23 protein-coding genes are annotated in these 23,368 nt (G+C 44.9%); 15 read left to right on the forward strand and 8 right to left on the reverse strand.

The features are described from left to right. Nucleotides 1–23 precede the first annotated feature (23 nt). Entirely contained in the window at nucleotides 24–788 is a 765-nt protein-coding gene (locus tag ACFORK_RS05020; RefSeq protein WP_379196305.1) for a hypothetical protein, read from the reverse strand. A gap of 419 nt (nucleotides 789–1,207) precedes the next feature. On the opposite strand from ACFORK_RS05020, the gene ACFORK_RS05025 reads away from it, so the two are divergent. The 4 genes from ACFORK_RS05025 (at nucleotide 1,208) to ACFORK_RS05040 (ending at nucleotide 6,214) form a co-directional block, all read left to right on the forward strand. Then, nucleotides 1,208–2,299 (forward strand): mandelate racemase/muconate lactonizing enzyme family protein, encoded by a 1,092-nt coding sequence (locus tag ACFORK_RS05025; RefSeq protein WP_379196307.1) that lies wholly within the window; start codon nucleotides 1,208–1,210, stop codon nucleotides 2,297–2,299. Between the two features lie 98 nt (nucleotides 2,300–2,397). Beyond that, nucleotides 2,398–3,633 (forward strand): mandelate racemase/muconate lactonizing enzyme family protein, encoded by a 1,236-nt coding sequence (locus tag ACFORK_RS05030; protein WP_379196309.1) that lies wholly within the window; start codon nucleotides 2,398–2,400, stop codon nucleotides 3,631–3,633. 233 nt (nucleotides 3,634–3,866) lie between these two features. Further along, on the forward strand, nucleotides 3,867–4,775 hold the full coding sequence (locus ACFORK_RS05035; RefSeq protein WP_379196311.1) for a LysR family transcriptional regulator: 909 nt from the start codon (nucleotides 3,867–3,869) through the stop codon (nucleotides 4,773–4,775). Between the two features lie 182 nt (nucleotides 4,776–4,957). Next, on the forward strand, nucleotides 4,958–6,214 hold the full coding sequence (locus ACFORK_RS05040; RefSeq protein ID WP_379196313.1) for an APC family permease: 1,257 nt from the start codon (nucleotides 4,958–4,960) through the stop codon (nucleotides 6,212–6,214). Nucleotides 6,215–6,328: 114 nt separating this feature from the next. On the opposite strand, the gene ACFORK_RS05045 is transcribed toward ACFORK_RS05040, so the two are convergent. Then, entirely contained in the window at nucleotides 6,329–6,502 is a 174-nt protein-coding gene (locus ACFORK_RS05045) for a hypothetical protein (RefSeq protein ID WP_379196315.1), read from the reverse strand. A gap of 6 nt (nucleotides 6,503–6,508) precedes the next feature. Beyond that, entirely contained in the window at nucleotides 6,509–6,961 is a 453-nt protein-coding gene (locus ACFORK_RS05050; protein ID WP_379196317.1) for a MarR family winged helix-turn-helix transcriptional regulator, read from the reverse strand. Nucleotides 6,962–7,381: 420 nt separating this feature from the next. On the opposite strand from ACFORK_RS05050, the gene ACFORK_RS05055 reads away from it, so the two are divergent. From ACFORK_RS05055 to ACFORK_RS05085, 7 genes are all read left to right on the forward strand, one after another. Further along, nucleotides 7,382–8,134: an SDR family NAD(P)-dependent oxidoreductase gene (locus ACFORK_RS05055; RefSeq protein ID WP_379196319.1), complete on the forward strand. Its 753-nt coding sequence runs from the start codon at nucleotides 7,382–7,384 to the stop codon at nucleotides 8,132–8,134. A gap of 142 nt (nucleotides 8,135–8,276) precedes the next feature. Next, nucleotides 8,277–9,029, forward strand: coding sequence for an SDR family NAD(P)-dependent oxidoreductase (locus ACFORK_RS05060; RefSeq protein WP_379196321.1), 753 nt, complete (start codon nucleotides 8,277–8,279; stop codon nucleotides 9,027–9,029). Nucleotides 9,030–9,428: 399 nt separating this feature from the next. Next, complete coding sequence (gene hcp, locus ACFORK_RS05065; protein ID WP_379196323.1) at nucleotides 9,429–10,721, forward strand: hydroxylamine reductase; 1,293 nt, start codon at nucleotides 9,429–9,431, stop codon at nucleotides 10,719–10,721. Nucleotides 10,722–10,898: 177 nt separating this feature from the next. Further along, nucleotides 10,899–11,576, forward strand: a complete 678-nt coding sequence (locus ACFORK_RS05070; protein ID WP_379196325.1) for a hypothetical protein — start codon at nucleotides 10,899–10,901, stop codon at nucleotides 11,574–11,576. A 239-nt stretch (nucleotides 11,577–11,815) separates the two neighbouring features. Continuing rightward, nucleotides 11,816–12,214, forward strand: coding sequence for an Imm10 family immunity protein (locus ACFORK_RS05075; protein ID WP_379196327.1), 399 nt, complete (start codon nucleotides 11,816–11,818; stop codon nucleotides 12,212–12,214). 511 nt (nucleotides 12,215–12,725) lie between these two features. Beyond that, nucleotides 12,726–13,256, forward strand: coding sequence for a pyrophosphohydrolase domain-containing protein (locus ACFORK_RS05080; RefSeq protein WP_379196329.1), 531 nt, complete (start codon nucleotides 12,726–12,728; stop codon nucleotides 13,254–13,256). Between the two features lie 82 nt (nucleotides 13,257–13,338). Further along, on the forward strand, nucleotides 13,339–14,256 hold the full coding sequence (locus tag ACFORK_RS05085; protein WP_379196331.1) for a poly(ethylene terephthalate) hydrolase family protein: 918 nt from the start codon (nucleotides 13,339–13,341) through the stop codon (nucleotides 14,254–14,256). A 95-nt stretch (nucleotides 14,257–14,351) separates the two neighbouring features. Here the strand turns inward: ACFORK_RS05085 and ACFORK_RS05090 are convergent, their stop codons facing one another. Continuing rightward, nucleotides 14,352–14,909 (reverse strand): TetR/AcrR family transcriptional regulator, encoded by a 558-nt coding sequence (locus ACFORK_RS05090; protein ID WP_379196333.1) that lies wholly within the window; start codon nucleotides 14,907–14,909, stop codon nucleotides 14,352–14,354. Between the two features lie 199 nt (nucleotides 14,910–15,108). On the opposite strand from ACFORK_RS05090, the gene ACFORK_RS05095 reads away from it, so the two are divergent. After that, entirely contained in the window at nucleotides 15,109–15,831 is a 723-nt protein-coding gene (locus tag ACFORK_RS05095; RefSeq protein ID WP_379196335.1) for a RibD family protein, read from the forward strand. A gap of 127 nt (nucleotides 15,832–15,958) precedes the next feature. Here ACFORK_RS05095 and ACFORK_RS05100 read toward each other — a convergent pair whose 3' ends face one another. After that, nucleotides 15,959–16,225, reverse strand: a complete 267-nt coding sequence (locus ACFORK_RS05100; protein ID WP_379196337.1) for a hypothetical protein — start codon at nucleotides 16,223–16,225, stop codon at nucleotides 15,959–15,961. 511 nt (nucleotides 16,226–16,736) lie between these two features. On the opposite strand from ACFORK_RS05100, the gene ACFORK_RS05105 reads away from it, so the two are divergent. The 3 genes from ACFORK_RS05105 to ACFORK_RS05115 all read left to right on the forward strand — a co-directional run bounded on the left by ACFORK_RS05105 (nucleotide 16,737) and on the right by ACFORK_RS05115 (nucleotide 20,858). Continuing rightward, nucleotides 16,737–17,444 (forward strand): DNA alkylation repair protein, encoded by a 708-nt coding sequence (locus tag ACFORK_RS05105; protein WP_379196339.1) that lies wholly within the window; start codon nucleotides 16,737–16,739, stop codon nucleotides 17,442–17,444. Nucleotides 17,445–17,810: 366 nt separating this feature from the next. Continuing rightward, nucleotides 17,811–20,135 (forward strand): S-layer homology domain-containing protein, encoded by a 2,325-nt coding sequence (locus ACFORK_RS05110; protein WP_379196341.1) that lies wholly within the window; start codon nucleotides 17,811–17,813, stop codon nucleotides 20,133–20,135. A gap of 99 nt (nucleotides 20,136–20,234) precedes the next feature. Next, nucleotides 20,235–20,858 carry a hypothetical protein gene (locus ACFORK_RS05115; RefSeq protein ID WP_379196343.1) on the forward strand — a complete coding sequence of 208 codons (624 nt, stop codon included), beginning with the start codon at nucleotides 20,235–20,237 and terminating at the stop codon, nucleotides 20,856–20,858. A 21-nt stretch (nucleotides 20,859–20,879) separates the two neighbouring features. On the opposite strand, the gene ACFORK_RS05120 is transcribed toward ACFORK_RS05115, so the two are convergent. The 3 genes from ACFORK_RS05120 to ACFORK_RS05130 are packed head-to-tail and all read right to left on the reverse strand — an operon-like array spanning nucleotide 20,880 to nucleotide 23,324. After that, on the reverse strand, nucleotides 20,880–21,005 hold the full coding sequence (locus tag ACFORK_RS05120) for a hypothetical protein (RefSeq protein ID WP_379196345.1): 126 nt from the start codon (nucleotides 21,003–21,005) through the stop codon (nucleotides 20,880–20,882). Beyond that, on the reverse strand, nucleotides 21,002–22,096 hold the full coding sequence (locus ACFORK_RS05125; RefSeq protein WP_379196347.1) for a GerAB/ArcD/ProY family transporter: 1,095 nt from the start codon (nucleotides 22,094–22,096) through the stop codon (nucleotides 21,002–21,004). Before ACFORK_RS05125 ends, ACFORK_RS05120 begins: the two co-directional genes overlap by 4 nt. Nucleotides 22,097–22,121: 25 nt before the next feature. Beyond that, the gene (locus ACFORK_RS05130) at nucleotides 22,122–23,324 is read right to left on the reverse strand and encodes a Ger(x)C family spore germination protein (protein ID WP_379196349.1); all 1,203 of its coding nucleotides are present in this window, start codon (nucleotides 23,322–23,324) and stop codon (nucleotides 22,122–22,124) included. Nucleotides 23,325–23,368 lie beyond the last annotated feature (44 nt).

Below are 23,368 nucleotides of genomic sequence, written 5' to 3' on the forward strand. Positions count from 1 at the left end.
GAGATTTAAGCTGATTAGTTATTTCAAAAATGGTTATTCAATTTGATTATTTCAACGATCTCAGCAGAATCTAAATCCCTGATCACTTTAGTTTTCTTCGTATCAAGTGAGTATCTATATAATTTGAAGGTATCCGAAGGATATTCACTTTCAAAGTCTATGAACGCTCCCTTTTTGTCCCAGAAAATATAGGCGGTGGTGATCGTACTTACTTCTCTGGGTACATAGGTGAGAGAGTTATAGAATACGTTGTATATTGCTATTCTGCTAGTAGAAGGATCTCCATAAGCCAAGGCAAGCTTCTGGCCATTAGGGGACCAACTGTAAGCTGTTACTGTTTCAACTGCGGTTGCGCTCTTTACCAGATCATTGATGATTTTATAGGTGCCGTTATTAAGATTAACGACCAATAATTTGTTACCGCTGCTATACCCTGTTTGGATTGCGAGGTACTTGTTTGAAGAAGAGAGAGAAATTGAAGTAATGGTTGCAGGCTTATCTTCAAAAGGAATAGAGAATTTTATAGTTCCGTTAGTTACTGTTATAGAATCAATGGTAGTGGATGGAAGAACGGTTGATTTTTGCTTAATCGCAGAGACAGTCCACGGACCTTGTTTAAGGGTTATACGACTTGTCGTTTCTTGCTTAGTGAACTTTTCTGGTGTGATGAAATACTGAGAAGTGTCTGCTTTAACTTTTGCTGCGGCCTCAACTTTAGAATTTTCAGTAGATTGAAGTACAGGATAAATTAATGTGAAAATCAAAAGAATTGCGAAGATTTTTCGCATAAGAAGCATACCTCCAATGAATTTGTTGGTTATTTCCAGTTTAGCATATTATCGAAAAATAGCGCGAAGTAGAATCCCCTCTCGGAAGGGCAATATGAATCTCTTAATTCCAATGGGACTACTATAAATAATAATTGACATCGTCATCTCGCGATTATAATATTTCAATATAATATTTGATTATCGCATGATAATAATATAGAGACTAACCTGACAGATGGAGGTCTCATTTTCCCCCGCAGTGGGGAGAGTGAGATCTTTTTTTTTGTGAATAATTCCGATTATGTGCATTAACTTAATGAATTTTAAATTAGAAGGGTTTGGTGATTGGATATGGATGTAAATGTGAATGCTGTGGAATCCAAAAAGGTCAGAGTACTTGCGTCGAAAGGCTTGCGCCAGCAGAGCAAAGGTGGAGTATGAAAATTACGCGCGTAACGGCTAACTACTATTCCTGGCCCCGCACACGGCCAATCTCGAACGGTTCGCATACATGGAGCGATGTAGTGCGCTGCGTGCTCAAAATAGAGACGGATGAAGGTATCACCGGCTATGGTATCGGCAGTGCGTCAGACGGAGAGCGGCAGCTACGTGAAGCGTTCGCCGTACGTCTAATCGGGATGGACCCGCTGATGACCGAGCGAATCTGGTCCACGCTGTGGGATAGCAAGCTGAACGGACGGCGGGGTCATGAGACCGCTGCACTGTCCTCTATTGATATGGCATTGTGGGACATTAAGAGCAAGTACGCCGGTTTGCCCTTGCACCGATTGCTTGGAGGCTACAGTGACAAGATGCCTGTCTACATTGCGGGAGGCTACTATATGGACGGCGAGGGTATCACAGAATTGCAGCGCGAGATGTTGTCTTATGTCGAGCTTGGTGCGCGTGCTGTGAAAATGAAAATCGGCCGCCTGTCCATCCGCGAGGATGTCCAGCGTGTGCGTGCTGTGCGCGAAGCCATAGGGCCGGATATTACCCTTATGGTGGATGCCAACGCCTCGTACCGTTATTTCGAGGCTATTCAGATCGCCAAACGTCTTGAAGAATATGATCTCTTCTGGCTTGAAGAGCCGGTAGCTCCCGACGATTATGCCGGATATAAAAAGATTGCTGCGCATACGAGTATCACACTAGCCGCCGGAGAGCAGGAATATACCAAATATGGCTTCCGGGATTTGATTGAGACCGGCGCAGTCGGCATCCTCCAGCCGGACGCCCGCTGGATGGGTGGAGTTACGGAGTTTAGAAAGGTGGCTGCTTTAGCTGAAGCTTGTGGCCTGGCTATTTCGGCTCATGGCGATCACCAAATCAATCTGCCGCTGATGACCTCGATCCCCTGTGGGATCTGGATGGAATATTATCCGGCTGCGTTCGATCCCATGCTGGCAAGCTTTTATACTGAAGGCGCTGTTCTGGATGCGGATGGCTGTCTCCAGGTACCGGAGGTTGTCGGCAACGGGTGTACGCCGGACGAGATCCGACTTGCGCCTTATCAGGTGAGGCTGTGAGACTGTGAGACTGTGTCGGCATTTGATATCTTAAAAGGCTTAGATGATCTCAGCTGGAACAAAGAAGAAGCTGAAGGCGCACATTTTTAAAAGAATATATGAAGCTGGGTAACGCATGGTTGAAATACGATGTGGAGGGTGAGGAAATGAGCAGGACAATGACGCACCGGGATCATGAGATTGTCCGTGTGGAACCGATTCTGGCTGATATGCATGCTTTTGTGGAAATTGAGACGGCAAGCGGTCTGGTCGGCGTCGGAGAGATTGGGGTGTGGTCACATCTGGAAGCTGCGACTACACTGGCGGAGAAGGCCGGACGTTACCTGATCGGACAGAGTGCTGACCGGATTGAACATCACTGGCAGGCGTTAACCCGGTTTGGCAGCTATCATGGCTCCATTCTGATGGGGGTTGTATCCGCGATTGATATCGCTCTGTGGGATCTTAAAGGACAACAGCTTGGGGTGCCTGTATATGAGCTGCTGGGCGGTGCATTACGCGACCGCGTCAGAGTATACGGCCAGATCAGAGGAGCAAACCAGGAAGAAGTGATAAATAATGTCACGGCTCTTAAGACAGCGGGCTTCACCGCAGCAGGCCATCTGAATCCATTCCTGGATGTCTCGTCTGACATTCCGCTGGATTCCACCTATGCCAAGCGAATGTCTTCGGCACTGGAGGTACTGCACTCCGTGCGCGAAGCCGTAGGCAATGATCTCGACCTCGGCATTGAGCTGCATCGTCGGCTGTCGCCCGGCGAAGCAATTAGCTTCGCGCGGTCGCTGGAGTACTTGCAGCCGCTGTTTCTTGAAGATCCAATCCGGCCCGATTCCATTGAGGCTATGGCCGAGGTTCAACGATCAATTGGTGTGCCGATTGCCACCGGGGAGCGGATCTACTCGCTCCATGAGTTTCAGCAACTGCTTCGAGCAGGAGGTGCCCGCTATATCCGGCCTTGCATCGGATTATGCGGCGGATTCACCGGACTGCGCAAGATTGCCGCGCTGGCAGAAGCTTATGATGTGCAGATTATTCCGCACAATCCGTTCTCACCAGTCATGCTGAACGCCAATCTGCATGCTGCAGCGGCTCTGCCTAATTTTCTGATTCTCGAATACCCGACAGCTAGCTATATTGACCATACGTTCAGTACGTCACTTCGCGGCACTTCGCTGGTTACTTCTGTCCCAACATTCGATGCTGGGTATGTGACTGTCCCGGTCTCTCCCGGGCTTGGCACCTCCTTGGCCTCAGATCTTAAGGAGAAGCATCCTCCCAGAGAAATTCCGATCAAGCTGCGCCATCATATCGACGGTTCACTGGTGGAGCATTAGGTAGAGGTACGCACACCCTATAATAATGCTCTTATTTTCTTTATTTACTTCGATTCAAGAAATATTGTTAAGCAGACTGCATGAATCTTAAGTTCACTTCATATAGACAGGCAAGACCCGTGAGGGACCTAGCCTGTCTTTGTCTTTTCACCCAGGGGCTTGACGAATGCATATCTGCTGTTTATGGTTAAGTCATTTGAGGACGAGCAGCTCCGAAACGGAGGAAACCGAACGTGAAATTACAGCAATTCAAATATGCGGTGGAGATTGCCAATAAAAGCTCTTTTAGTGAAGCCGCGAGAAGTCTGTTCATCTCCCAGCCCAGCCTCTCCAACGCCATTAAGGAACTGGAGGAGGAGATTAATCTCTCCATCTTTATACGAACCCATAAAGGGGTCAGTGTGACGAAGGAGGGAGCTGAGTTCCTGAGTCATGCGCGACAGATGCTAGAGCATTATCAGCTCATGGAAGAGAAATATCTGCACTCCAAGCCGGCCAAGCAGCATTTTTCCGTCTCCACCCAGCACTATACGTTCGCGATTAATGCTTTTGTGAATCTAATCAAGGACTATGGCGCTGATGAATATGAATTCACGATCAGAGAGACGAAGACCTATGACATTATCGAGGATATCAGAAGCCTCCGCAGCGAGATCGGGGTGCTATATATCAACACTTTCAACGCCCGCATTATCTTAAAACATCTCAGAGAAAACGATCTTGTCTTCTCTGAGTTGTTCACCGCTCGGCCGCATATTTTTATCAGCACTCAGAACCCGTTGGCTCAGCGGACAAGCGTTACGATTGAGGATTTGGAGGAGTACCCCTACCTTTCCTTTGAACAAGGCGACAATAATTCTTTTTACTTCTCGGAAGAGATTCTCAGCAATTTAGAGCGCAAAAAAAGCATTAAAGTGACCGACCGGGCGGCGATTGTCAATCTACTTATTGGCCTAAACGCGTACACGATTTCGACGGGGATTATTGGTGAGGAGATTCATGGCGATGATTTTATCGCGATCCCGTTGGAAGTGGAAGAGGAGATACAGATCGGGACCATCAGGCATAAGAATATGAATCTGAGCCGCCTAGGTGAGCAATATTTGGAAGAATTGCAGCGTATGGTCAAAGACCTGGTCTAGCGCGTGTTGAAGTGGTTTTGGCGTTTGTTTGCTTTAAGGTATAGCTTTTAGTTATGGAGTACGATAGTTATTGGGATTTACCCTATAGAGGAAGAGGCCGTCTATAATTTCTTGTACATGAGCAGCAGGCTGAAAGTTGTCTTTCGGATACTGAAGCTCGGGACGAGAAGGGATGGTTCAGCATGAAGAGGCAACATAGTGTGAAGGAGAAAAAGCTTGGCGTATGGACCCTTAGCGGTCTGATAATTGGCCCTATTCTGGGTTCGGGTATTCTGATGCTACCCGCTACCATCTTCGAACTGGTCGGGGAGTGGGCGATTATCGCTTGGCTGATCATTATCGGGGTTAGCTTGCTGACGGCTTATATTTTTGGAGCAATCAGTATCCGTTATCCCGGCGACGCCGGTATTGCTAATGCAGTGAACAGTGCGTTCGGGGGACAGATCAAGGTGCTATCTTCCTTGTATTTGATCCTGGGCGTGTCGGTCGGAGCGGCAGCGGTCTTACTGACTGCGAGTGAATATTTGTCACAGCTTGGGTGGGGAGACCCCTTCTATATCGGATACGGTTTGACAGCGGGATGCGTGCTGTTGCTATTTTGCAGAATTACTTTTGTCGGAAAAATATCGCTGCTGCTGTCCACGGTTTCTGCAGTGGTTCTGTTCACAGGTTCAGCCGTGAGTCTGACCAATCATTCTAAGAACTTTATTATTACGGATACTTTCCAGCCCCAATCCTTCGGATATGCGGTGCTCATTCTCTTCTGGGCTGTCTTCGGTTGGGATATCATCGGGAATTACACGAGCGAGGTGAAGGATATCCGCAAGACGACCAGCAGAGGGATAATCCTGAGCTTTATCGTTATTGCTGCTGTCTATCTGGTGGTGGCGGCGGCTATGCAGTGGAGTAACCTGGCCGGTGCTGGCGAGGGACATTCACTTGGAGGAATTATGTATCCGTTGTTCGGAGACCGAGGGCAGCAGATCATTGCCGGGCTTGGCGTCTTCCTCTGCGCCTCTACCTATCTACTATACGTAGGAGGAATATCGCGGCTGACCGCTTCCTTGTCAGGAGACAGGATTTTGCCTGCTTTTCTTGGACAACGTACGAAGCACAATACTCCTTATGCGGCCATTGGCGTCATCGGTTTAGTGAATGCAGCGGTTATTTTGTTCATGCAGCTTGGGACTTATGATATTAGCGTGCTGGTTCTGATCGCGAACAGCTTTCTGGGAATGAACGCGTTAATCGGGATTCTGGCAGGAATCAAGCTGCTGAAAAGCAGAGTGGTTGCTATATTGGGAATTATTCTGTCGCTGTTCCTGATCGCCGTCATCGGGATGTATTCCTCCCGCAGCTTGCAGTTGATCATTAGCGTTCTTTGTGTGTTCTTTATCTACAAGGAGTGGAGGAGCAGAGTAATGCGTTCTCAACACTAACCAGTACATATTCATGCAAAAGCGTCCTCTGCAAGCAAATGCTGCCGAGGACGCCTTTTTTTCGTTACCGTTTAACCTCTGGAGAGATTGCAAGTCTGGATGCCAGCGCCAGGATCATCTCTCTGTCGTCATAATAACAAGCAGAACACTGGGTTCGGACGCCAGCGGCTTACGCTCAATTAAGCTTCGTTTCTGCATTCTTGTCAGATGATGGGACAATCGGCTCTTGGACCATTTTATAGAATTAACCAGCTCATATGTGTCCCCATGTGACGGATCGTATTTCATTATCGATCAATCTGAAGACATGTTATCTGTCCGTTCTGCCAACTTAGTAATCAATTCAACGTCTTGATCTGTTAATTGATCAAGAAAATATTTGCGTACTGCTTTTGCGTATACGGGACGAGAAGCATCGACTGCTGATTTTCCAGAGGGAGTGATGATAACTTGAACACCATTGCCTGTGTCTAATGGCTTCCTTAGAACAAGTCCACGTTGCTCCATCCGCGTCAGATGATGAGACAATCGACTCTTCGTCCACTCCATCGAGTCGACTAATTCCTGTTGGCGAAGGACACCATTCCCTAAATCAACTAACCTGACTAATACTCCAAAATCACCCTCTTCTGATAGTCCTGTTTTCTCGGACAAGTCTTTTACTACACGATCCATGATTTTCTTATAGTTGGATTTCCACGAATACCATAGCTGCATTTCCTCTTCATTTAGCCAGTCTTTATCCATTATCACATATCCTTTTCATTTAGTTTCGTTATGACCCATAGGGAAATTATCACTAGCGTTGCAAAAAGGCTGAACGCATGAAGCTGTTTCATTCACTTGAAAAACGACTACATAGCTGGTCGTTTACGATACATCATACCGATTTTATTAGCATCTAAATCAAAACGATTCACTCTAACGTACGGAAAAGGATTCAGCACATGGACAAGGATACCCTATTTTTTTTATTTGGTAAATGGTCATTACCTATTCGGAGTTGATGCGTCAACTTAAATGTATTATAGTGAACTAACTACCTGGTTGACGCGTCAACTTAGGTGTGATATAGTGAACCCATCGCTAAGGTTGACGTGTCAACCTGGTGATAGAGCAGATATATTACAAAGATTGCACATTGCTGCAAGAAAGGATGGTACTACAATGCATAATAATCGTGTCGCCCTGATTACCGGGGCAAATCAAGGAATCGGTCTTCAGGTTGCAAAGGATCTTGTAGCAAACGGCCTCACTGTGTTGGTCGGATCGCGTAATTTCGAGCGAGGTGAGGCTGCAGCCAAGGAGATTGGGCCGGGTGCCATCGCACTCCAGCTGGACGTGACCGATCAAGCTTCAATCACCGCAGCAGCAGAGCGCATCCGCAAGGAGCTTGGCCGCCTCGACGTGCTCATCCAAAACGCAGCAATTTCAAATACAGGAATGGGTTCCATGTCCGTCCAGGAGTACGCTAAATTAACCCTTCCGAGCAACGTATCCTTGGATGAAGTACGCGCAGTGTGGGAAACCAACGTGTTCGGCGTCCTTGCTGTTTACCAAGCGATGCTGCCTCTTCTGCGCGAGGCACCGCAAGCAAACATAGTCAATGTATCAGGTGGCGTTGGCTCGCTGACCAATAACTCGGATCCGTCCTATGCCTTCCGTTCGTACTTCCGCCCTACCTACCCTGCTTCCAAAACGGCCCTCAACGCTATGACGCTCGCCATGGCGATCGAGTTGGAGTCGACTGGAATTAAGGTCAACGCAGTCTCCCCGGGCTTCACCAAGACGGCCCTCAATGCAGAGGGTACGCAGACCGTCGAGGAGGGTGCTTCCGAAATCGTGCGCGTTGCGCTGCTTGGACCGGACGGGCCAACAGGCACGTTCATGAGTGCAACCTTTGGAACGATTCCGTGGTAATCGGTAAAGCTTAAACTATACGGTCCCTAAAAATAAAAATGCCATAATTGTTGTAGCGAGTTTTGTATCAAGTTCAGTAAAGCTGACGAGTTAGATAAATTACAAAAAAATGCACATTGATGCATGAAAGGAAGGTATTACAATGCATAATAAACGTGTCGCCCTGGTTACCGGGGCAAATCAGGGAATCGGTCTTCAGGTTGCAAAGGAGCTTGTGGCAAACGGCCTCACAGTGCTGGTCGGATCGCGCAATTTCGAGCGAGGCGAGGCTGCAGCCAAGGAGATTGGGCCGGGCGCTATCGCACTCCAGCTGGACGTGACCGATCAGGCTTCAATCACCGCAGCAGCAGAACGTATCCGTAAGGAGCTTGGCCGCCTCGACGTGCTCATCCAAAACGCAGCGATCTCCAATACAAGACAGGGTTCCATGTCCGTAGAGGAGTATGCTAACTTGACCCTTGCCAGTAACGTGTCCCTAGATGAAGTGCGCGCAGTGTGGGAAACCAACGTGTTCGGCGTCCTTGCCGTTTACCAGGCGATGGTACCGCTCCTGCGCGAGGCACCGCAAGCAAGCATAGTCAACGTATCAAGTGGCGTGGGCTCGCTGACGAGTAACGCGGATCCGTCTTATGCCTTCCGTTCGTACTTCCGCCCCGGCTACCCTGCTTCCAAGACCGCTCTCAACGCTATGACGCTCGCCATGGCAATCGAGCTGGAGCCAACTGGAATTAAGGTCAACGCAGTCTCCCCGGGCTTCACCAAGACGGCACTCAATGCAGAGGGTACGCAGTCTGTTGAGGAGGGCGCTTCCGAAATCGTGCGCGTTGCACTGCTTGGCCCAGACGGCCCGACAGGGATGTTCACCAGCGCAACATTTGGAACGATTCCGTGGTAATCGGTAAACCATGATTGTTACATCAAGTGCATTCATGCATAAAAACAAGTAATTTGCGCTTCTGTGTATGAAGCACCTGTCTATTAACATCACATAATAGACAGGTGCTTTATTTATATTAACGAAATATGCAACAGTTATTAAAATACATATCATGTACAGCTTATTGGTTAACCAATAAAGCGCGCCGGAGGAAGGGACGGCCATTGCGATTGATCTAGCAACACTCAATGATAACGGGCCAACAGGCGGTTTTTTGATGATAAGAGTAAGAATGAGTGGACCACCAAAATGTACAAAAAAAGCTTGGATTTCCTGTGTGTGTAATCACACCTTGAGTCTGGACTCTTTGATACGCTGAAACGGACGATTGATTATCTATGAATGGAGGATAACGAGATGTTTTGTTATCAGTGTGAACAGACGCCGGACGGTGGATGTACTGTTGTGGGTGTGTGCGGGAAGAACGAGACGATTGCGAGCTTGCAGGACACGATGATTTTTGCATTAAAAGGTATTGCCGCCTACGCGACACATGCGAGACAACTGGGCTATACCGATCCTGAGGTGGACCGGATTACTCACGAAGCCTTGTACATGACCTTGACCAATTCCAACTTTAATGTGCAGGAGCATTTGGAAATGGCCATGAAGGTTGGGAATGCAGCGGTACGAATTATGGATGTGCTGGACCGTGCGCATACGGATCGGTTTGGTATTCCACAGCCTATTACAGTGAGCCAGAACAAGATTGAGGGGCATTGCATCGTAGTGACAGGGCATAACCTGTATGCTCTGGAAGAGCTGCTGCGGCAGACAGAAGGCAAGGGAATCAACATCTACACTCACTCAGAAATGCTGCCTGCCCACGGCTATCCGGCACTGAAGAAGTATAGTCATCTGAAGGGCAATATCGGGAAAGCCTGGTATGACCAACGTAGATTGTTTGAGCAGTTTCCTGGTGCTATTCTGGCGACTACGAACTGTGTGATGCCGATTAAAGGGACGTATGCAGACCGCTTTTTCTCTTATGAAGTAGCAGGGCTTGAAGGGGTGGAGAAAATCATAAGCGAGGATTTCACCCCGTTGATTGAGCGCGCGCTGTCGCTGCCGGTGGCGGATGTGGAGTCGGATCTTGTACTTACCACAGGGTACCACCATGAGACAGTGCTGGGGCTTGCACCTGAGATTATTCAGGCAGTCAAGGATGGTCATATCCGCCGTTTCTTCGTAATTGCAGGTTGTGATGCGCCGGGCAAAGGGGGAGAATATTACCGTGAGCTGGCGACCTCACTGCCGAACGATACGGTTATTCTAACCACGTCCTGCGGTAAGTTCCGCTTCAACGACGTAGATTACGGGACAGTGGGGAACACGGGGATTCCGCGTTATATCGATCTTGGGCAATGCAATAATTCGGGTTCCACTGTAAAAATCGCACTGGCCCTCGCCGATGCCTTCGGCTGCAGCGTGAACGAACTTCCGGTCAGTATCGTACTGTCCTGGTTTGAGCAAAAGGCAGTGGCCATTTTACTAGGTCTGTTCAGTCTCGGCATACAGGATATCCGCATCGGGCCGAAGCCGCCGGAATTCATCTCGGAGGGTGTGCTGGACGTGCTTGTTGAAATGTTTGGACTGAAGCTAATTACAACAGCCGAAGCAGATATGAACGCTATGCTGGCATTATCGTAAACGACTCTATCCACAGGGTAACCTGTGGATTTTTTTTGTCTATTAGAAAGGATATAATGATGTTGCCGATGATGGAAGGATTTAGAAGACTCCGCGAAGTGCTATTTATCGTTCCTTGTACAAGATATCGCTGCTTCTTCTCTTTCACCATACGAACAAATAAAGGAGCAGTAGTATATGAGTGAACAGTTTATTGAACTTAACTGGCATAATGATCAGCTTTGGCGAGGCTGTACATTTGCTGCTATAGCTCATGCTATCATGGTTGCTCATTTTCCCAAGTCATCCAATGAACACTCTTGGGACGGAATGAACTACAGTGTACAAGATAGTATGGGGACAAGAGGAACTATTACGTTTAGTCCTAATTATGTTGTTGCTGCTTTTCGTAACGATAAAAGCGAACGGGTATCAGCAAACAAGTTTGCTGAAGCAATCAATTATTTTCATGGCGCACCGATTGAAGTGATTGAACTTGCAAAAAGCGAGACTCTTCAGTATCTATTAGATGATATCGATGGTAACGTTAAACCACTAATTACTACTGCCTTTTGGGGAACCTCGATTAAATCGTATTCCTTGGATTCTTTAGAGGAACTTAATGATCATGGCGCTTTTTTATTGGAAAACCAGCTGATGGATTTTGAAAATTCACTTGAATCATGGAAGGAATACTATGATATGTCAAGTGAGCAGTGTGATTTGTTGATATCGATATTTAACAGGAAAGTTACTAATCCAAACGAAACGATTGTATTAACGAAGGAAGAAATCACCATGTTAGGTGATGTTGATCAAGAAGGGCTAGATGAAAGTGAGATTTCGTTTAAAGAAATTGGAGTGGATTGGGAGTAGAATGATATTTCACAATATAACGAAGGTACTGATCGACTCAGGTGTTTAAAATCGAGCCTCAAACTGGAACTATTATAATTCTTAAACAATCTGATAAGCAGAATTGGATTACTGAAATTGAGGATCGGCTCCCTTATCCATTGCCGTGTAATGAGACAACATTAATTATCAATGGAGACAGAATGGACAAACACAGAAGTAGGTCTGCAAACAATAAGAAGAGTTAACCGGAGGTAAAGATGTATACGACGCTGAATGCGGATTTTTTATACGCACAAATCGATGAAGAAATAGGTGTATTAATGGTTGGTTTTGCTGACAACGAATTTGATACTCAAGAGTATGTGCTTCTTCAAAAAACATTAAATCCTAGTGAGGATGATGTAGTAGCAGGGTTTGATAAGGTTCATATTACGTATAATGATGAGTTGCAGTCGTTATATGGTGGAATTACTAAATGTTATTTTACACGTAATCAAATAGAAATAACTCTGAATGAAGAAGCGACTGAGATATTAAATAGTAAACCTGTTATTGTTATTAAATACGACCAAAAGAATCTTGATATTAATCAGTTCCATAACTACCTTCTTCAACTGTTTTCTAGTGAACAGGATGTATACAGTTACGATATTTAATGTTATCTACCTTGATTGGCTTCGTGCCTTTCAAGGTTTTTTAGTGGGGCTGCCCAGCCCCGAATGAGCTCATTTCTCAACCAATCACATGTTTAACCCGCATAATACCGCTAGAAGAACTCTTCAATTCTTTTAAAGTTATACAGATGCACGAAACAGGTCAATTATGCTCAGATACTACCATTATTGTCTTTTTTGTTATCTTCGTTTTCTTACGCTTTTTTTAAAACTCATTCGCAACTTAACCGACCTTAGCAAAGATGATTACTGTGTTAGGACAATCTGGTGACGAACAGCAACATATAGAGGTATGGATACTTTTTAGGATAGCCGTCTTCTCTACTTGGTTTGATCGGCAATGCGAACTAGGTCAAAATAAGGAGGTGTTCTGCACTTTTGGCTGCGGTACAGCACTTTTTTTACGGATGAATCTTATGATTTCCATGACCTGCATGCGGGATACCGTTATAATAGTAAAAGATTCAAGAGACAGAGGAGCGAGATTATACCCATGACAGAGAAAACAGAGAACAAAACACAATTCCAGCAGGTACGAGAGTTTCACCTTGGCTTTAACTGCCCAGCCCCTGAGGCGCCGGAAAAGCTATCGGATAAGCTTGCGGTTAACCGGGCCTCTTTTATTATGGAAGAGGTAATCGAGCTGCTGCATGCTACTGCTGGAAATGACGAGCGCTTCGCTATATTTTACGAGGATCTTATGACCCGTGCAGCAGAGTCTTATCGCAAGCAATTGCAGAAACCCTATCCTGACGACCAGTTGATCGGGCAGATGGATGCGTTCACTGATATTCTGTACTTCGCCAATGGTGGATTCGTAGAAGCGGGTGTGGAGCCCGAACCGATCTTTAACATCGTTCACGCTGCCAACATGGGCAAAATCTTCCCGGACGGTAAACCGCATTACAACGAAGTAGGAAAGGTCATTAAACCGGACAACTGGGAGCGCGATCACGCGCCAGAGCCTAAAATCCAGGCCGAGGTCAACCGCCAAATTGAGCTGGGTGGAAAACGGTTTGAGTAGTTGCATGTAACATTGTGTTAACAAACACATAGTATGCTTATTTCCCAAACAACCATGTATATTTTAGTGGGGAGGGTGTTGTATGCTACAAATCAAGCGAGTGTTTAGAAACCGTTGGTTTCAATGGATCGCCAGTATTTTTCTGATTGTGATTATTGCGTTCTCCACAGTATCCTTTTTACTGGTGAACTCGGTATCTGCTGCTTATAAAACGGGGAGTATCGAGGAGAAGTATGCGTTACCCGGAACGTATTCAGTCCAAACGGTTGATATTACGGGAGCAAAGGGAGCAAAGCTGTACAAAGTCTATTACCCAGAGTCCAAGGATGTCAGACATCCATTGATTGCATGGGGGAACGGAACGGGAGCACTGCCCAAACAATATGATGCGCTGTTCCGCCACCTCGCGGGTTGGGGATTTATTGTCATCGACAGCTATAGCACAACGACCGGAACAGGGAAAGAAATTCTGGCCTCGATTGAATATATGTTAGCTGCGAACAATGACCCCAAAAGTCAGTTCTATCACAGAGTTCAGCCTGATCGAATAGGTGCGGCGGGTCATTCCCAAGGCTCCACGGGCGTCATTAATGCTCATACGAATTATGAGCGTGGGAAAGTGATTAAAACCGTTGTATCCATCGCGCTTCCGAAGCTGGAATTTTGCGAACCTAAGGATGCTTATGATACATCTGCGCTAAAGGTGCCATTTTTGGTGCTGAGCGGTACCCGTGATTTTATCATCTCACCTGCCTCCTCCAACAAGCTGGAGATCAGCAAAGCTAAGCCGGATCTTCCGGTAATGATGGCCATGGCCAAAGGGGCCGCACATACAGCCATTGAACAGGATGGCGGTCAGCATAGAGGGTATCTGACAGCCTGGATGAGATACCAGCTGATGGGCGATGCAGAGGCCAAGCGTGCTTTTATCGGTAAGGATGCGGAGATTGTCACGAATAGCAATTGGAAGGATGTCACTTCAGCCAATATGCAGAAATGATTCATTTGAGAACAGAAAACAGAGTTATGGAAAATGAGAACGGAGAGACCTGGTCTGACATGACATGGGTTTCTCCGTTTTTTGTTAATGCAACGCTAGTGATTTGAAATCAAAGATAGATTCTCTTCTAGTAATTTCCCGACTTGTCTGGCTATATGTTCACAGTCAGAATTGATTTCATCCATAATAAAGGATTCCACAATACCTAGAACGGCTGTGCTCAGGAAACGAATCGTAAGGTCTCGATCTTGAGTGCTATCTACAATAGGAATTTCTCCCCCGATTTGTTCCATAAGACAATTGAGAAGTTGTTTTCTAAAAGATACAGTGCTTTCACTTTTAAATAAGGCATAGAAAAAATCTTTCCTTTGTTCAAAGTATTGAAACCATATGATTGTACTTTCTATAAAATCAGTTGCGTTACTTTCGGCACAAGTCGATTTGAGTTCTCTGATTTGTTCTTGAACGATCGTATCTAATAAGTCATTTTTATCAGTAAAATGTAAGTAGAAGGTTTTTCTACTGATATCAGCTTTTTCAGTAAGAGTCTTCACTGTAATGCTATCAAATCCATCATGAAGTAAAAGTGTCAAAAAAGTGGATTGAATTGCTTTTCTGGACTTTTTGGTTCTTCGATCTAATTTTTCTTCCATATTAAACTCCGTTTCATACACAGTTTAGAATAAATGAGTATTACTACATGAATTAATAAATGTGGTAATTGTTTTGTTAATCATTCTATTTTAAATTAAATATACAGGAGAGTATTAATACACACAAGGATAGAAATTAATTTTTGTAAAAGATACTTTTTCTGTTAAGAAAACTTGTTGCGATAAAGGAGAGAAAAGTATGAATAGACCTCATGTTATTTGCCATATGATGACGTCCTTGGATGGAAAAATAGACGGGGATTATATGAACACAGAAGAAGCACAATCTTTGTATTTGAAATATGTAGAAATCCAGGAAAGCTATAATCCTAAGGCTTGGATGTGCGGCAGGGTGACTATGGAAGGGAATTTTGCCTTTGGAGAAAAGGTGGAATTTAAGGGGGGTATCACCTTATCAGTACCTAGAACAGATTTTATTGCTGATTCTCATGCTGAAAGATATGTAATTGCCGTAGATCCTAAAGGAAAATTAAGATGGACTCAAAACACAATCCCAACATCGTTCCAGTTAAAAGTGGAATCACATATTGTAGTGGTAATCACTGAGGATGTAGCAGATGAATACTTAACATATTTACGTGATTTAGGGATTTCTTATATTTTTGGCGGTAAAGAACAACTGGATTTGCATGAAGTATTAAGAAAGATTCATACCTTATTAGGGGCCCAGGAAATGATGTTGGACGGGGGAGCTTATTTGAACGGTACTTTTCTAAATGAAGGACTCGTTGATGAATTAAGCTTATTAATTACTCCAACAGCCGATGGGGATACAAGTACACAAGCCTTATTTGCCAAACCAGATTCTCTGGTGAAACAGCCAGCGGCACGATTTATACTAAGAGAAGTTCAAAAATTAGAGTCTAACGGCATATATTTGAATTATACAATTAATAGATAATATTCATAGCGGAAACCAATCGGGGAGTTATGGAAAATAAGAACGGAGAGGCCTGGTCTAACATGACAGGGGTTTCTCCGTTTTTTGGTGATTAAGCAATTTAGGTATGTACCAAAAAGTCACAACACTATTCAACTAACAAGGCAACCCATATAAATATTACATATAGGAGTATCGCTGCCGCTAGGGCGCTAAGCGGAATAATCCAAATTAAATGTGTTTTGAGTGGCTGCGCTATTATTTTCAATCTTTCTTTTGTTGGCAGTATGCCTTTATTTGCTTTTTTGATAATTTTGGCAGCTTGTTTTTCATCAATATTAAGAAGACTTTCCCATAGTTGATTGTATTGCTCTTGAACCTTATCTTTATCAGGACTTTGTTTTAATAAAATCATTGTACCCTCCAATTATTGAGGCTTCACTCGTGTCGAACCTTTACTGTTAGGATGGCTAACAATCAGAGCTCTTTTCATTTTACCAAAAAATTGAAACCAATATAAGCTTGAAAAAAATGTTAGTGTAGATAATACTTATTCTGATCCTTATCGATATGAAAGGACGGAATCAAATGCTTAAATTAGCTTCCTTTGTAGTTGAATTACTCCGGATTTGTATTTTACTTGTTTTTACTTTACTAGTTTTAGATGGATTGGAAAAGGTCGTCTATCAATCGATACTTGGCCAGCCGCTTTATCATTGGAGCATGGCATTGGGAAATATGATATTATTTTTAGTGTTGTACCGTAATTATTTTCAGTTTAAAGGCTGGTATAAATCAGAGAATAATAAAAAATTGAATAAAGTCTGGACAAGAAGTTTAGTTATAATCTCACTAGTGCTATTATTAGTACCAATTTGGATAAACTAGTAGAGGACTTATCTAGAACCTAAGGGAAGTGTTAAACGATGGATTTTGAAATGGTAATGCAGGAGCTTGAAGACCTTGGCAAGGAACGGACGAAGAAGATCTACCAATCCAATGGCGCACAGGAACCGCTTTTTGGTGTGGCTACAGGGCAAATGAAGCCTATTTTTAGAAAAACAAAAATAAATCAACCGTTGGCTGAGCAACTTTATGCAACAGGGAACTACGATGCCATGTATTTTGCTGGCATTATTGCCGATCCCCAAGCGATGACGGCAGCAGATTTTGAGCGTTGGATCGAGGGAGCTTATTTTTATATGCTGTCCGATTTTGTGGTGGCGGTAACGTTGGCAGAGGCAGATATTGCTCAAGAAGTGGCCGACAAGTGGATTGCAAGTGGCGATGAACTGAAAATGTCTGCAGGCTGGAGCTGTTATTGCTGGCTTTTAGGAAATCGTCCGGACGCTGAATTTTCCGAGAGTAAAATTGCGGGTATGCTTGATATGGTGAAAAATACGATTCATGATGCTCCCGAGCGCGCAAAATACGCTATGAATAATTTTATCTACACAGTAGGAGTGTCTTATGTGCCGTTCCATGATACAGCGTTGGAGACTGCGAAGGCAGTAGGTCCGGTTGAGGTTGATCGTGACAAGAAAAAAAGCAAATTTCTACTCGCTTCTGAACGCATTCAAACCGCAGTAGATAAAGGACAGATTGGTTTCAAACGCAAGCATGTAAGGTGCTAAGTGCTTGTTCGAAACCTGCCTATACCAATTAGAAGATGCCAGGAGTCTCCTGTGCGTCTTTTTTTGTTATCTTTGTGCAGAATCAGCTTGAAGCTTTAAGAAAACTCACCTGATAAAATAATTAAATTGACAAGAAATTTATTTTATTGCTACTATAGCAATAAAATAAATGATAATGAAAATCATTATCATAAAAAAGAGTCATTAAAGCGATATATCATGCTCTTTTTCAAAAAATAAGATGAGAATGATTATCCTTTAACGATTCACCTAGCTATTTGGAGAGGAGTTGTAAGCAACAAGGTTTAGATTTGGCAGCTAGAGATTGATTAAGTCAACTAGAATAGTGAAAAGGAAAGTGAAACGATGAAGAAAAGCAAGTCAATGTTTTGTAAATTTGTTTTGTTAACTACTGTGATGGCATCCGCGCTATCTATTGGATATGGAGAGAAAGTATTCGCTGCTCCTGTATTTAGTCAATGGGGAGAAGATGGCGAGGAAGAGGGGCAATTTAGCTTTCCGCAAGGGATGGCAATTGATCAAGAAGGAAATCTTTATGTAGCGGATACCATGAACAGTCGTGTGCAGAAATTCACATCAAACGGGCAGTTTTTGCAACAATGGGATATTGACGGAATGGTCTATGGAATGCCAAGGGCCATTGCGGTTGATCATAGTGGGCTTGTCTATGTGAATAATGGGCAAGGCAACATTCGGGTATTTCAGTCAGACGGCACTGAACGGAGACGTTTGATTGACAGGAATTTTCTGAATGCTGGCGTGTTGGGGATGGCAGTCGATCAGGAAGGTAACGTATATGTATCGAATGCCGGATTGCATCAGGTACGAAAATATGATCCGACAGGACAAGTTTTGCTGACATGGGGATCGCGTGGGGCCGGTCCTGGGGAATTTAATGCACCGTCGGGTATCGCGATCGATCGTGAAGGCACTATTTTTATCGCTGATCCAGGCAACTTCCGCATCCAGAAATTCGATACTACGGGCCATTATCTTGGACAATGGGGAGAGAAGGAGAGCGCCGAACCAGGACAATTCAGTTTTCCACAAGCGCTCACCTTTGACAATTACGGAAATCTGCATGTCATGGAGACGAAGAATTATCGAATCCAAGTGCTAGATCCATATGGAAAATCAATCAGGATGTGGGGCAAGGAAGGCTCTGCGCCTGGGGAATTTGAGGTTACCTTCGGAGTTGCCACCGACAATTTCGGAAATATCTATGTAGATGATTCCATGCTGCGTCGTGTGCAAAAATTCTCACTTACTTTGGAGAGCCCGCAAATCGTCACCACTTCAGACCAAGCGACTATCACATGGCCTGAAGTAGAGGGGGCAACGGATCTTGAGCTTGAATGGTCTACAGACGGAAAAACCTGGAGTAAACAAACCTTGGCTGCCAATGCAACGCAGACAACGATTCAACCATTGGCAGACGATACAAACTATCAGTTTCGCTTGAGCGCCAATTTTGGTCCAGGCTACAGAATGGCCTCCAATCTGGTGGCAGCCAGAACGGCTAGCATACCATTGCCACCTGAAACGGACACACCATCGGAACAATTGCCGCCAACGAATGGTGAAACAACGCCTCCTGTAGATAAAGAGGGCGAAGCGCCAACAAATAGTCAACCAACGCCTTCTACAGATAAAGTAGTCGAGGTTGGTTTTGATAAGATAACGTCAGCAAATGGTCAAATTACACTTCCTGTAGGTAAAATGGGTGAGGTTAGTCTCGAGGATATGATCAGGCTCTCCATTCCAGCCAATGTAACAAATAAAGAACTGAAATTATCGATAGAGAAAGTCCTAAACCCGCAAAATCTTCTAAATAATAAAGAAATTCTGGGTAGCTCGATATTTGAAGTTCTGAAAAACTTCCCTGAAAACTTGAGTAAACCGGTAACGATAACTCTAGCATTTGATCCTGTAAGTCTGAAGAGTAATCAAACAGTGAGTGTCTTCCATTATGAAGATGAAAAGAAAGCATGGAAGGCTGTCTCTGGCGCTAAGATCAACGGTAACCGCATTAGTGTGGAAGTTAATGAACTTGGGAAGTTTGCGATATTCGTCGTAGATCAAGCTACGGGTCTGCCGGTAACGAGTCACAGAGCGGAAATGTCAACAGAAGCTAATATTAGCGATATCTCTGGGCACTGGGCCGAAGCGGACATCAAGCAAGCAATCAGTAGTGGAATCGTCATGGGGTATCCGGATGATACATTTAAGCCGAATCATGCTGTGACACGTGCGGAATTTACTGTAATGCTGATGAATACGTTGAAGCTGCAAGAAGCAGGAGTGACATTGAGCTTCACAGATGCTGCCGAGATTGGAGCTTGGGCGCAGAAAGCGGTCGCGCAAGCGTTGCAAGCTGACATCATTAAAGGTGATAATACCGGCTCATTCCGTCCGAATGCAGAAGTTACTCGTGCTGAGATGGCAGTGATGATAGCTCGCGCTATGAGCTTGTCTACCGAAATTAATGACGCAACTGACTTCGCAGATGACAAGGATATTCCTGTGTGGGCGAAAAGCAGTGTTGCTAATCTGAAGCAAGCTGGTATTATCAGAGGTAAAGGCGGAAACCAATTCGCTGCTCAAGATCATGCAACGAGGGCTGAAGCCGTAACGGTTCTACTGAAAATGTTGGTTCAAAAGAGCAAGTAAAGCAAAAACTATAAACTTGGACGGTCCTAATGGACCTTCTAAGTTTATTTTGCATTCGGTCGTACCTAAAATCAATGCAACTCTAAAGGAGAACAACAGATGACCATAATCGATAAACTAGCAACCTTACTCAATCGCAAAGACGAAGGTCCTAATCAGGAATTGGCGAAATATATTGCCGACCGAGAGGATAAGGAGGCTGTGAAGGAACTTGTTGATAACTTGCATAACAGCGACAAGAACATCCAAAGCGATTGCATTAAAGTTCTCTATGAAATCGGTGAAATAAAACCGTCTTTAATTGTTGAATACAACAAAGAGTTCATAACATTACTTGATCATAGGAACAATCGACTTGTCTGGGGGGCTATGACTGCACTAGATGTGATAACGCTTGAAAATCCAGCAACCATTTATTCATCACTTGCAAAAATTGTTGATATTGCTGACAAAGGATCGGTGATCACCAAAGATCGCGCAGTAAATATCCTGATTAAACTTTGTTCTATCGAACAATATGCTGATAATGCATTCAACCTACTCATTGAACAGCTTAAGAAATGTCCGACCAATCAACTTCCAATGTATGCGGAGAATGCGATATCCATTATTAACGGTACAAACAAAGGCGTATTCATAAAGACGTTGAGCTCACGACTCGACGATATTGAAAAGGACACAAAGCGAAAACGAGTGGAGAAGCTGATTAAGAAATTGAGTTGATCCTTGAGATCAGCTCTTTTTTTATTTTTTCTTTTTGAACCATGTAATCATCGACAACAGCAGCGCTAACACAATGAACATGATGGAGATTGCCCAAGGATGCAGAAGGATCACATGAGACTGCCAAGGCCACAGGTATCCTTTCATAGTGTTGTCCCCACTTTCTTGCGAAGCCAGGTGACCATCAACAGAATAGCCGGAACGACGAGAAAGAGGGGAATCCATAAGTTGTAAGGAAGGATTCGGGTCCCCACGAAGATGTGGTCAGACACATTTTGCGCCATATTGTTACCAATCCATAGTGTGATTACGGCGACGATAAGAATCGGCAGACGCAGTGTTTTGGAGGAGGTAAGCTTCTGGATAGCCAGAACAGCAGCCATCAGATGAAGGGACATTTTTAAAAAGATGGTTGTCATAAAGTACATCACACCCAGGGCATCGAGGTTATCCAGAAAATCACTGATGCTAAGCTGTTTCAGCAGCACCAGCAGCGGATAGATATTGCGCTGGAAGACGCCTTCACCCAGCACCATAATTGCGAACATATCAAACAAGGCGATAGTAACGCCAGTGACCAGCACGGCAATGATATTTATTTTGGCAAGTTGCCCCGGTTTTCTCAGAAAGGTCCACAACATCGCGAATTCGATGGTTTCGCCGAAGGTCTGCAGAATGCCAAAGGGCCAGACCGTCTTCCATACTCGCCCCCAGCCTTCTCCCAAGAGGGGCTGAAGATTGTCAAAATGAACACTTCTGGAACCCAGTAGTAGAAGGATCTCTACAACGAAGAAGAAAAATATAATCGGGAAAAGCAGCCCTGCGAGCCGAAAGATAACTTCGACACCACTGGATAACAAATATATAATAACGAGCATCATGGAGCCAAGGATGACCCATGTAGGTGTACCTGGCAGCAGGGTGAGCGGAACAAGCTCCTTCAGATCGCTAATTCCTCGTCCAGCATCATAAATAAACAGCATCGGATAGAACCAGGCAATCGGGATACCCAGCCAGGGACCAAATTGCTTGGGGAACCATTCAACCAAGGATAATCCCGGCATCATGTTCATAAGAGCAGTGTAGCCCAGGATCATGAACATTCCAATAAAAGCGGAGAGCAGTATCGCAATCCAGGCATCACGTCCGGCAGGAGAGGCGAACCCGAAGATTACTGTCGTTCCAAGCTGAAACAACACCGTAGTGGCAAACAGCTGATACCCCGATACCCTGACCATCCTGATACCCTCCCTTTTCAGCCTTTTATTCAAGCTCTATGGATTTATTGGTTAAACCTACCTGCGTTATTGAAATGTGTGGAATAATGTTTATTGGTACTTCCGGAAACAGATTCTCCCATTCCTTGGCATAGCTTGTGTTCCATTGTTTGGGGTGCTGGCGGTAGACGATTTGCCCGAACCCGAGAATATCTGTCTTATACTCTTGCTGTGCCTTGTGACAGACCAATTCAATTCTGGCCTTGACATCATCCGCAACCAAAGCTCTGACATAGTCCAGATCCTTGGGGCTACTCATGTCCAGCTTAGAAGTATTCTCGAAGATAGATATCCCCGCATAGGTATCCACATTTATCGTAATTCCTTTAGTGTCTGCAAGAGTATGATATTTCGTATGTGCTGTATGCACTTGTGCGCTGATCCGGCCGCCGCCCTTTTCCGCCGGAACTTCGGCAGTAGTGACCGCATCCTTCATCCGGTTCTTGAGCCACATGGCACCTCTGGTCTCCGTCTCGTTCAGCCAGCCGATTAGTTGATCCTTGTGAAACAGAGCTGCACCTCTGACGGATAGACTGCTAATCTGGGATGAGCCTGGATCTGACTCGTTGCTGTTTTTATCTATTTGAGCCGGGAGTAGCTGTACACGAGCTGCCATGGGCGTATCTCCCGGGGACACCATCATGTCCATAAATTGCAAAAGACGGACACTTACATTCCTTTTGGATTTGGCCTCTTCGCGCATGATTTCGGAGGACAGTTTCTCGAATACCGGATTATACTCCAATATTTTCACCGCCTCGCCTTTGGTAAACAGAATATGGCTCTTGATTTGCGATTGTTTGTACCGTTCAAAAAAATCAAGGACCGGGAGCATGCCGCTGCGCGCCAGCTTCTCTCCGATAACAATGACCTTACTGTGGTAAAAGACAATCTTACGCTGTACCTTCTGCTGAATGTACCTGTAGGCCTCTAGGATGGTCTCTCCCTCTGCGGACAAAATCCAGCCAGCTTTAGTCTCTAGCTTTTCGCCTCCGGTTTGATTAGTCACACCCAGTAATCGAGGGACGGCGAGTTCCAGTGAGAGCTGAATTTTTCCTTTGTCCGTCTTGTCGAGACCGACGGCAGTAACCATTGCTACGTCACTTACTTCCACTTTGCTCCAGCAGCCTGTCAACAGGGTAAGAATTAGGACAAGCATCATTAACAGGGTTACTGGTTTTACCTGCATTTTTCTCACCCCTCATCTTATTGTTGAAACGAAGCTTATGAATG

The sequence above is a fragment of the Paenibacillus sp. GCM10012306 genome (assembly GCF_042649265.1).
Classification (GTDB): Bacteria; Bacillota; Bacilli; order Paenibacillales; family Paenibacillaceae; genus Paenibacillus_AQ.

Bases quoted from the DNA above. Each gene is read 5' to 3' on its own strand.
- ACFORK_RS05020 (WP_379196305.1), bottom strand. From the start codon at position 788: ATGCGAAAAATCTTCGCAATTCTTTTGATTTTCACATTAATTTATCCT.
- ACFORK_RS05025 (WP_379196307.1), top strand. From the start codon at position 1,208: ATGAAAATTACGCGCGTAACGGCTAACTACTATTCCTGGCCCCGCACA.
- ACFORK_RS05030 (WP_379196309.1), top strand. From the start codon at position 2,398: ATGAAGCTGGGTAACGCATGGTTGAAATACGATGTGGAGGGTGAGGAA.
- ACFORK_RS05040 (WP_379196313.1), top strand. From the start codon at position 4,958: ATGAAGAGGCAACATAGTGTGAAGGAGAAAAAGCTTGGCGTATGGACC.
- ACFORK_RS05045 (WP_379196315.1), bottom strand. From the start codon at position 6,502: ATGAAATACGATCCGTCACATGGGGACACATATGAGCTGGTTAATTCT.
- ACFORK_RS05050 (WP_379196317.1), bottom strand. From the start codon at position 6,961: ATGGATAAAGACTGGCTAAATGAAGAGGAAATGCAGCTATGGTATTCG.
- ACFORK_RS05055 (WP_379196319.1), top strand. From the start codon at position 7,382: ATGCATAATAATCGTGTCGCCCTGATTACCGGGGCAAATCAAGGAATC.
- ACFORK_RS05060 (WP_379196321.1), top strand. From the start codon at position 8,277: ATGCATAATAAACGTGTCGCCCTGGTTACCGGGGCAAATCAGGGAATC.
- hcp (WP_379196323.1), top strand. From the start codon at position 9,429: ATGTTTTGTTATCAGTGTGAACAGACGCCGGACGGTGGATGTACTGTT.
- ACFORK_RS05070 (WP_379196325.1), top strand. From the start codon at position 10,899: ATGAGTGAACAGTTTATTGAACTTAACTGGCATAATGATCAGCTTTGG.
- ACFORK_RS05075 (WP_379196327.1), top strand. From the start codon at position 11,816: ATGTATACGACGCTGAATGCGGATTTTTTATACGCACAAATCGATGAA.
- ACFORK_RS05080 (WP_379196329.1), top strand. From the start codon at position 12,726: ATGACAGAGAAAACAGAGAACAAAACACAATTCCAGCAGGTACGAGAG.
- ACFORK_RS05085 (WP_379196331.1), top strand. From the start codon at position 13,339: ATGCTACAAATCAAGCGAGTGTTTAGAAACCGTTGGTTTCAATGGATC.
- ACFORK_RS05090 (WP_379196333.1), bottom strand. From the start codon at position 14,909: ATGGAAGAAAAATTAGATCGAAGAACCAAAAAGTCCAGAAAAGCAATT.
- ACFORK_RS05095 (WP_379196335.1), top strand. From the start codon at position 15,109: ATGAATAGACCTCATGTTATTTGCCATATGATGACGTCCTTGGATGGA.
- ACFORK_RS05100 (WP_379196337.1), bottom strand. From the start codon at position 16,225: ATGATTTTATTAAAACAAAGTCCTGATAAAGATAAGGTTCAAGAGCAA.
- ACFORK_RS05105 (WP_379196339.1), top strand. From the start codon at position 16,737: ATGGATTTTGAAATGGTAATGCAGGAGCTTGAAGACCTTGGCAAGGAA.
- ACFORK_RS05110 (WP_379196341.1), top strand. From the start codon at position 17,811: ATGAAGAAAAGCAAGTCAATGTTTTGTAAATTTGTTTTGTTAACTACT.
- ACFORK_RS05115 (WP_379196343.1), top strand. From the start codon at position 20,235: ATGACCATAATCGATAAACTAGCAACCTTACTCAATCGCAAAGACGAA.
- ACFORK_RS05120 (WP_379196345.1), bottom strand. From the start codon at position 21,005: ATGAAAGGATACCTGTGGCCTTGGCAGTCTCATGTGATCCTTCTGCAT.
- ACFORK_RS05125 (WP_379196347.1), bottom strand. From the start codon at position 22,096: ATGGTCAGGGTATCGGGGTATCAGCTGTTTGCCACTACGGTGTTGTTT.
- ACFORK_RS05130 (WP_379196349.1), bottom strand. From the start codon at position 23,324: ATGCAGGTAAAACCAGTAACCCTGTTAATGATGCTTGTCCTAATTCTT.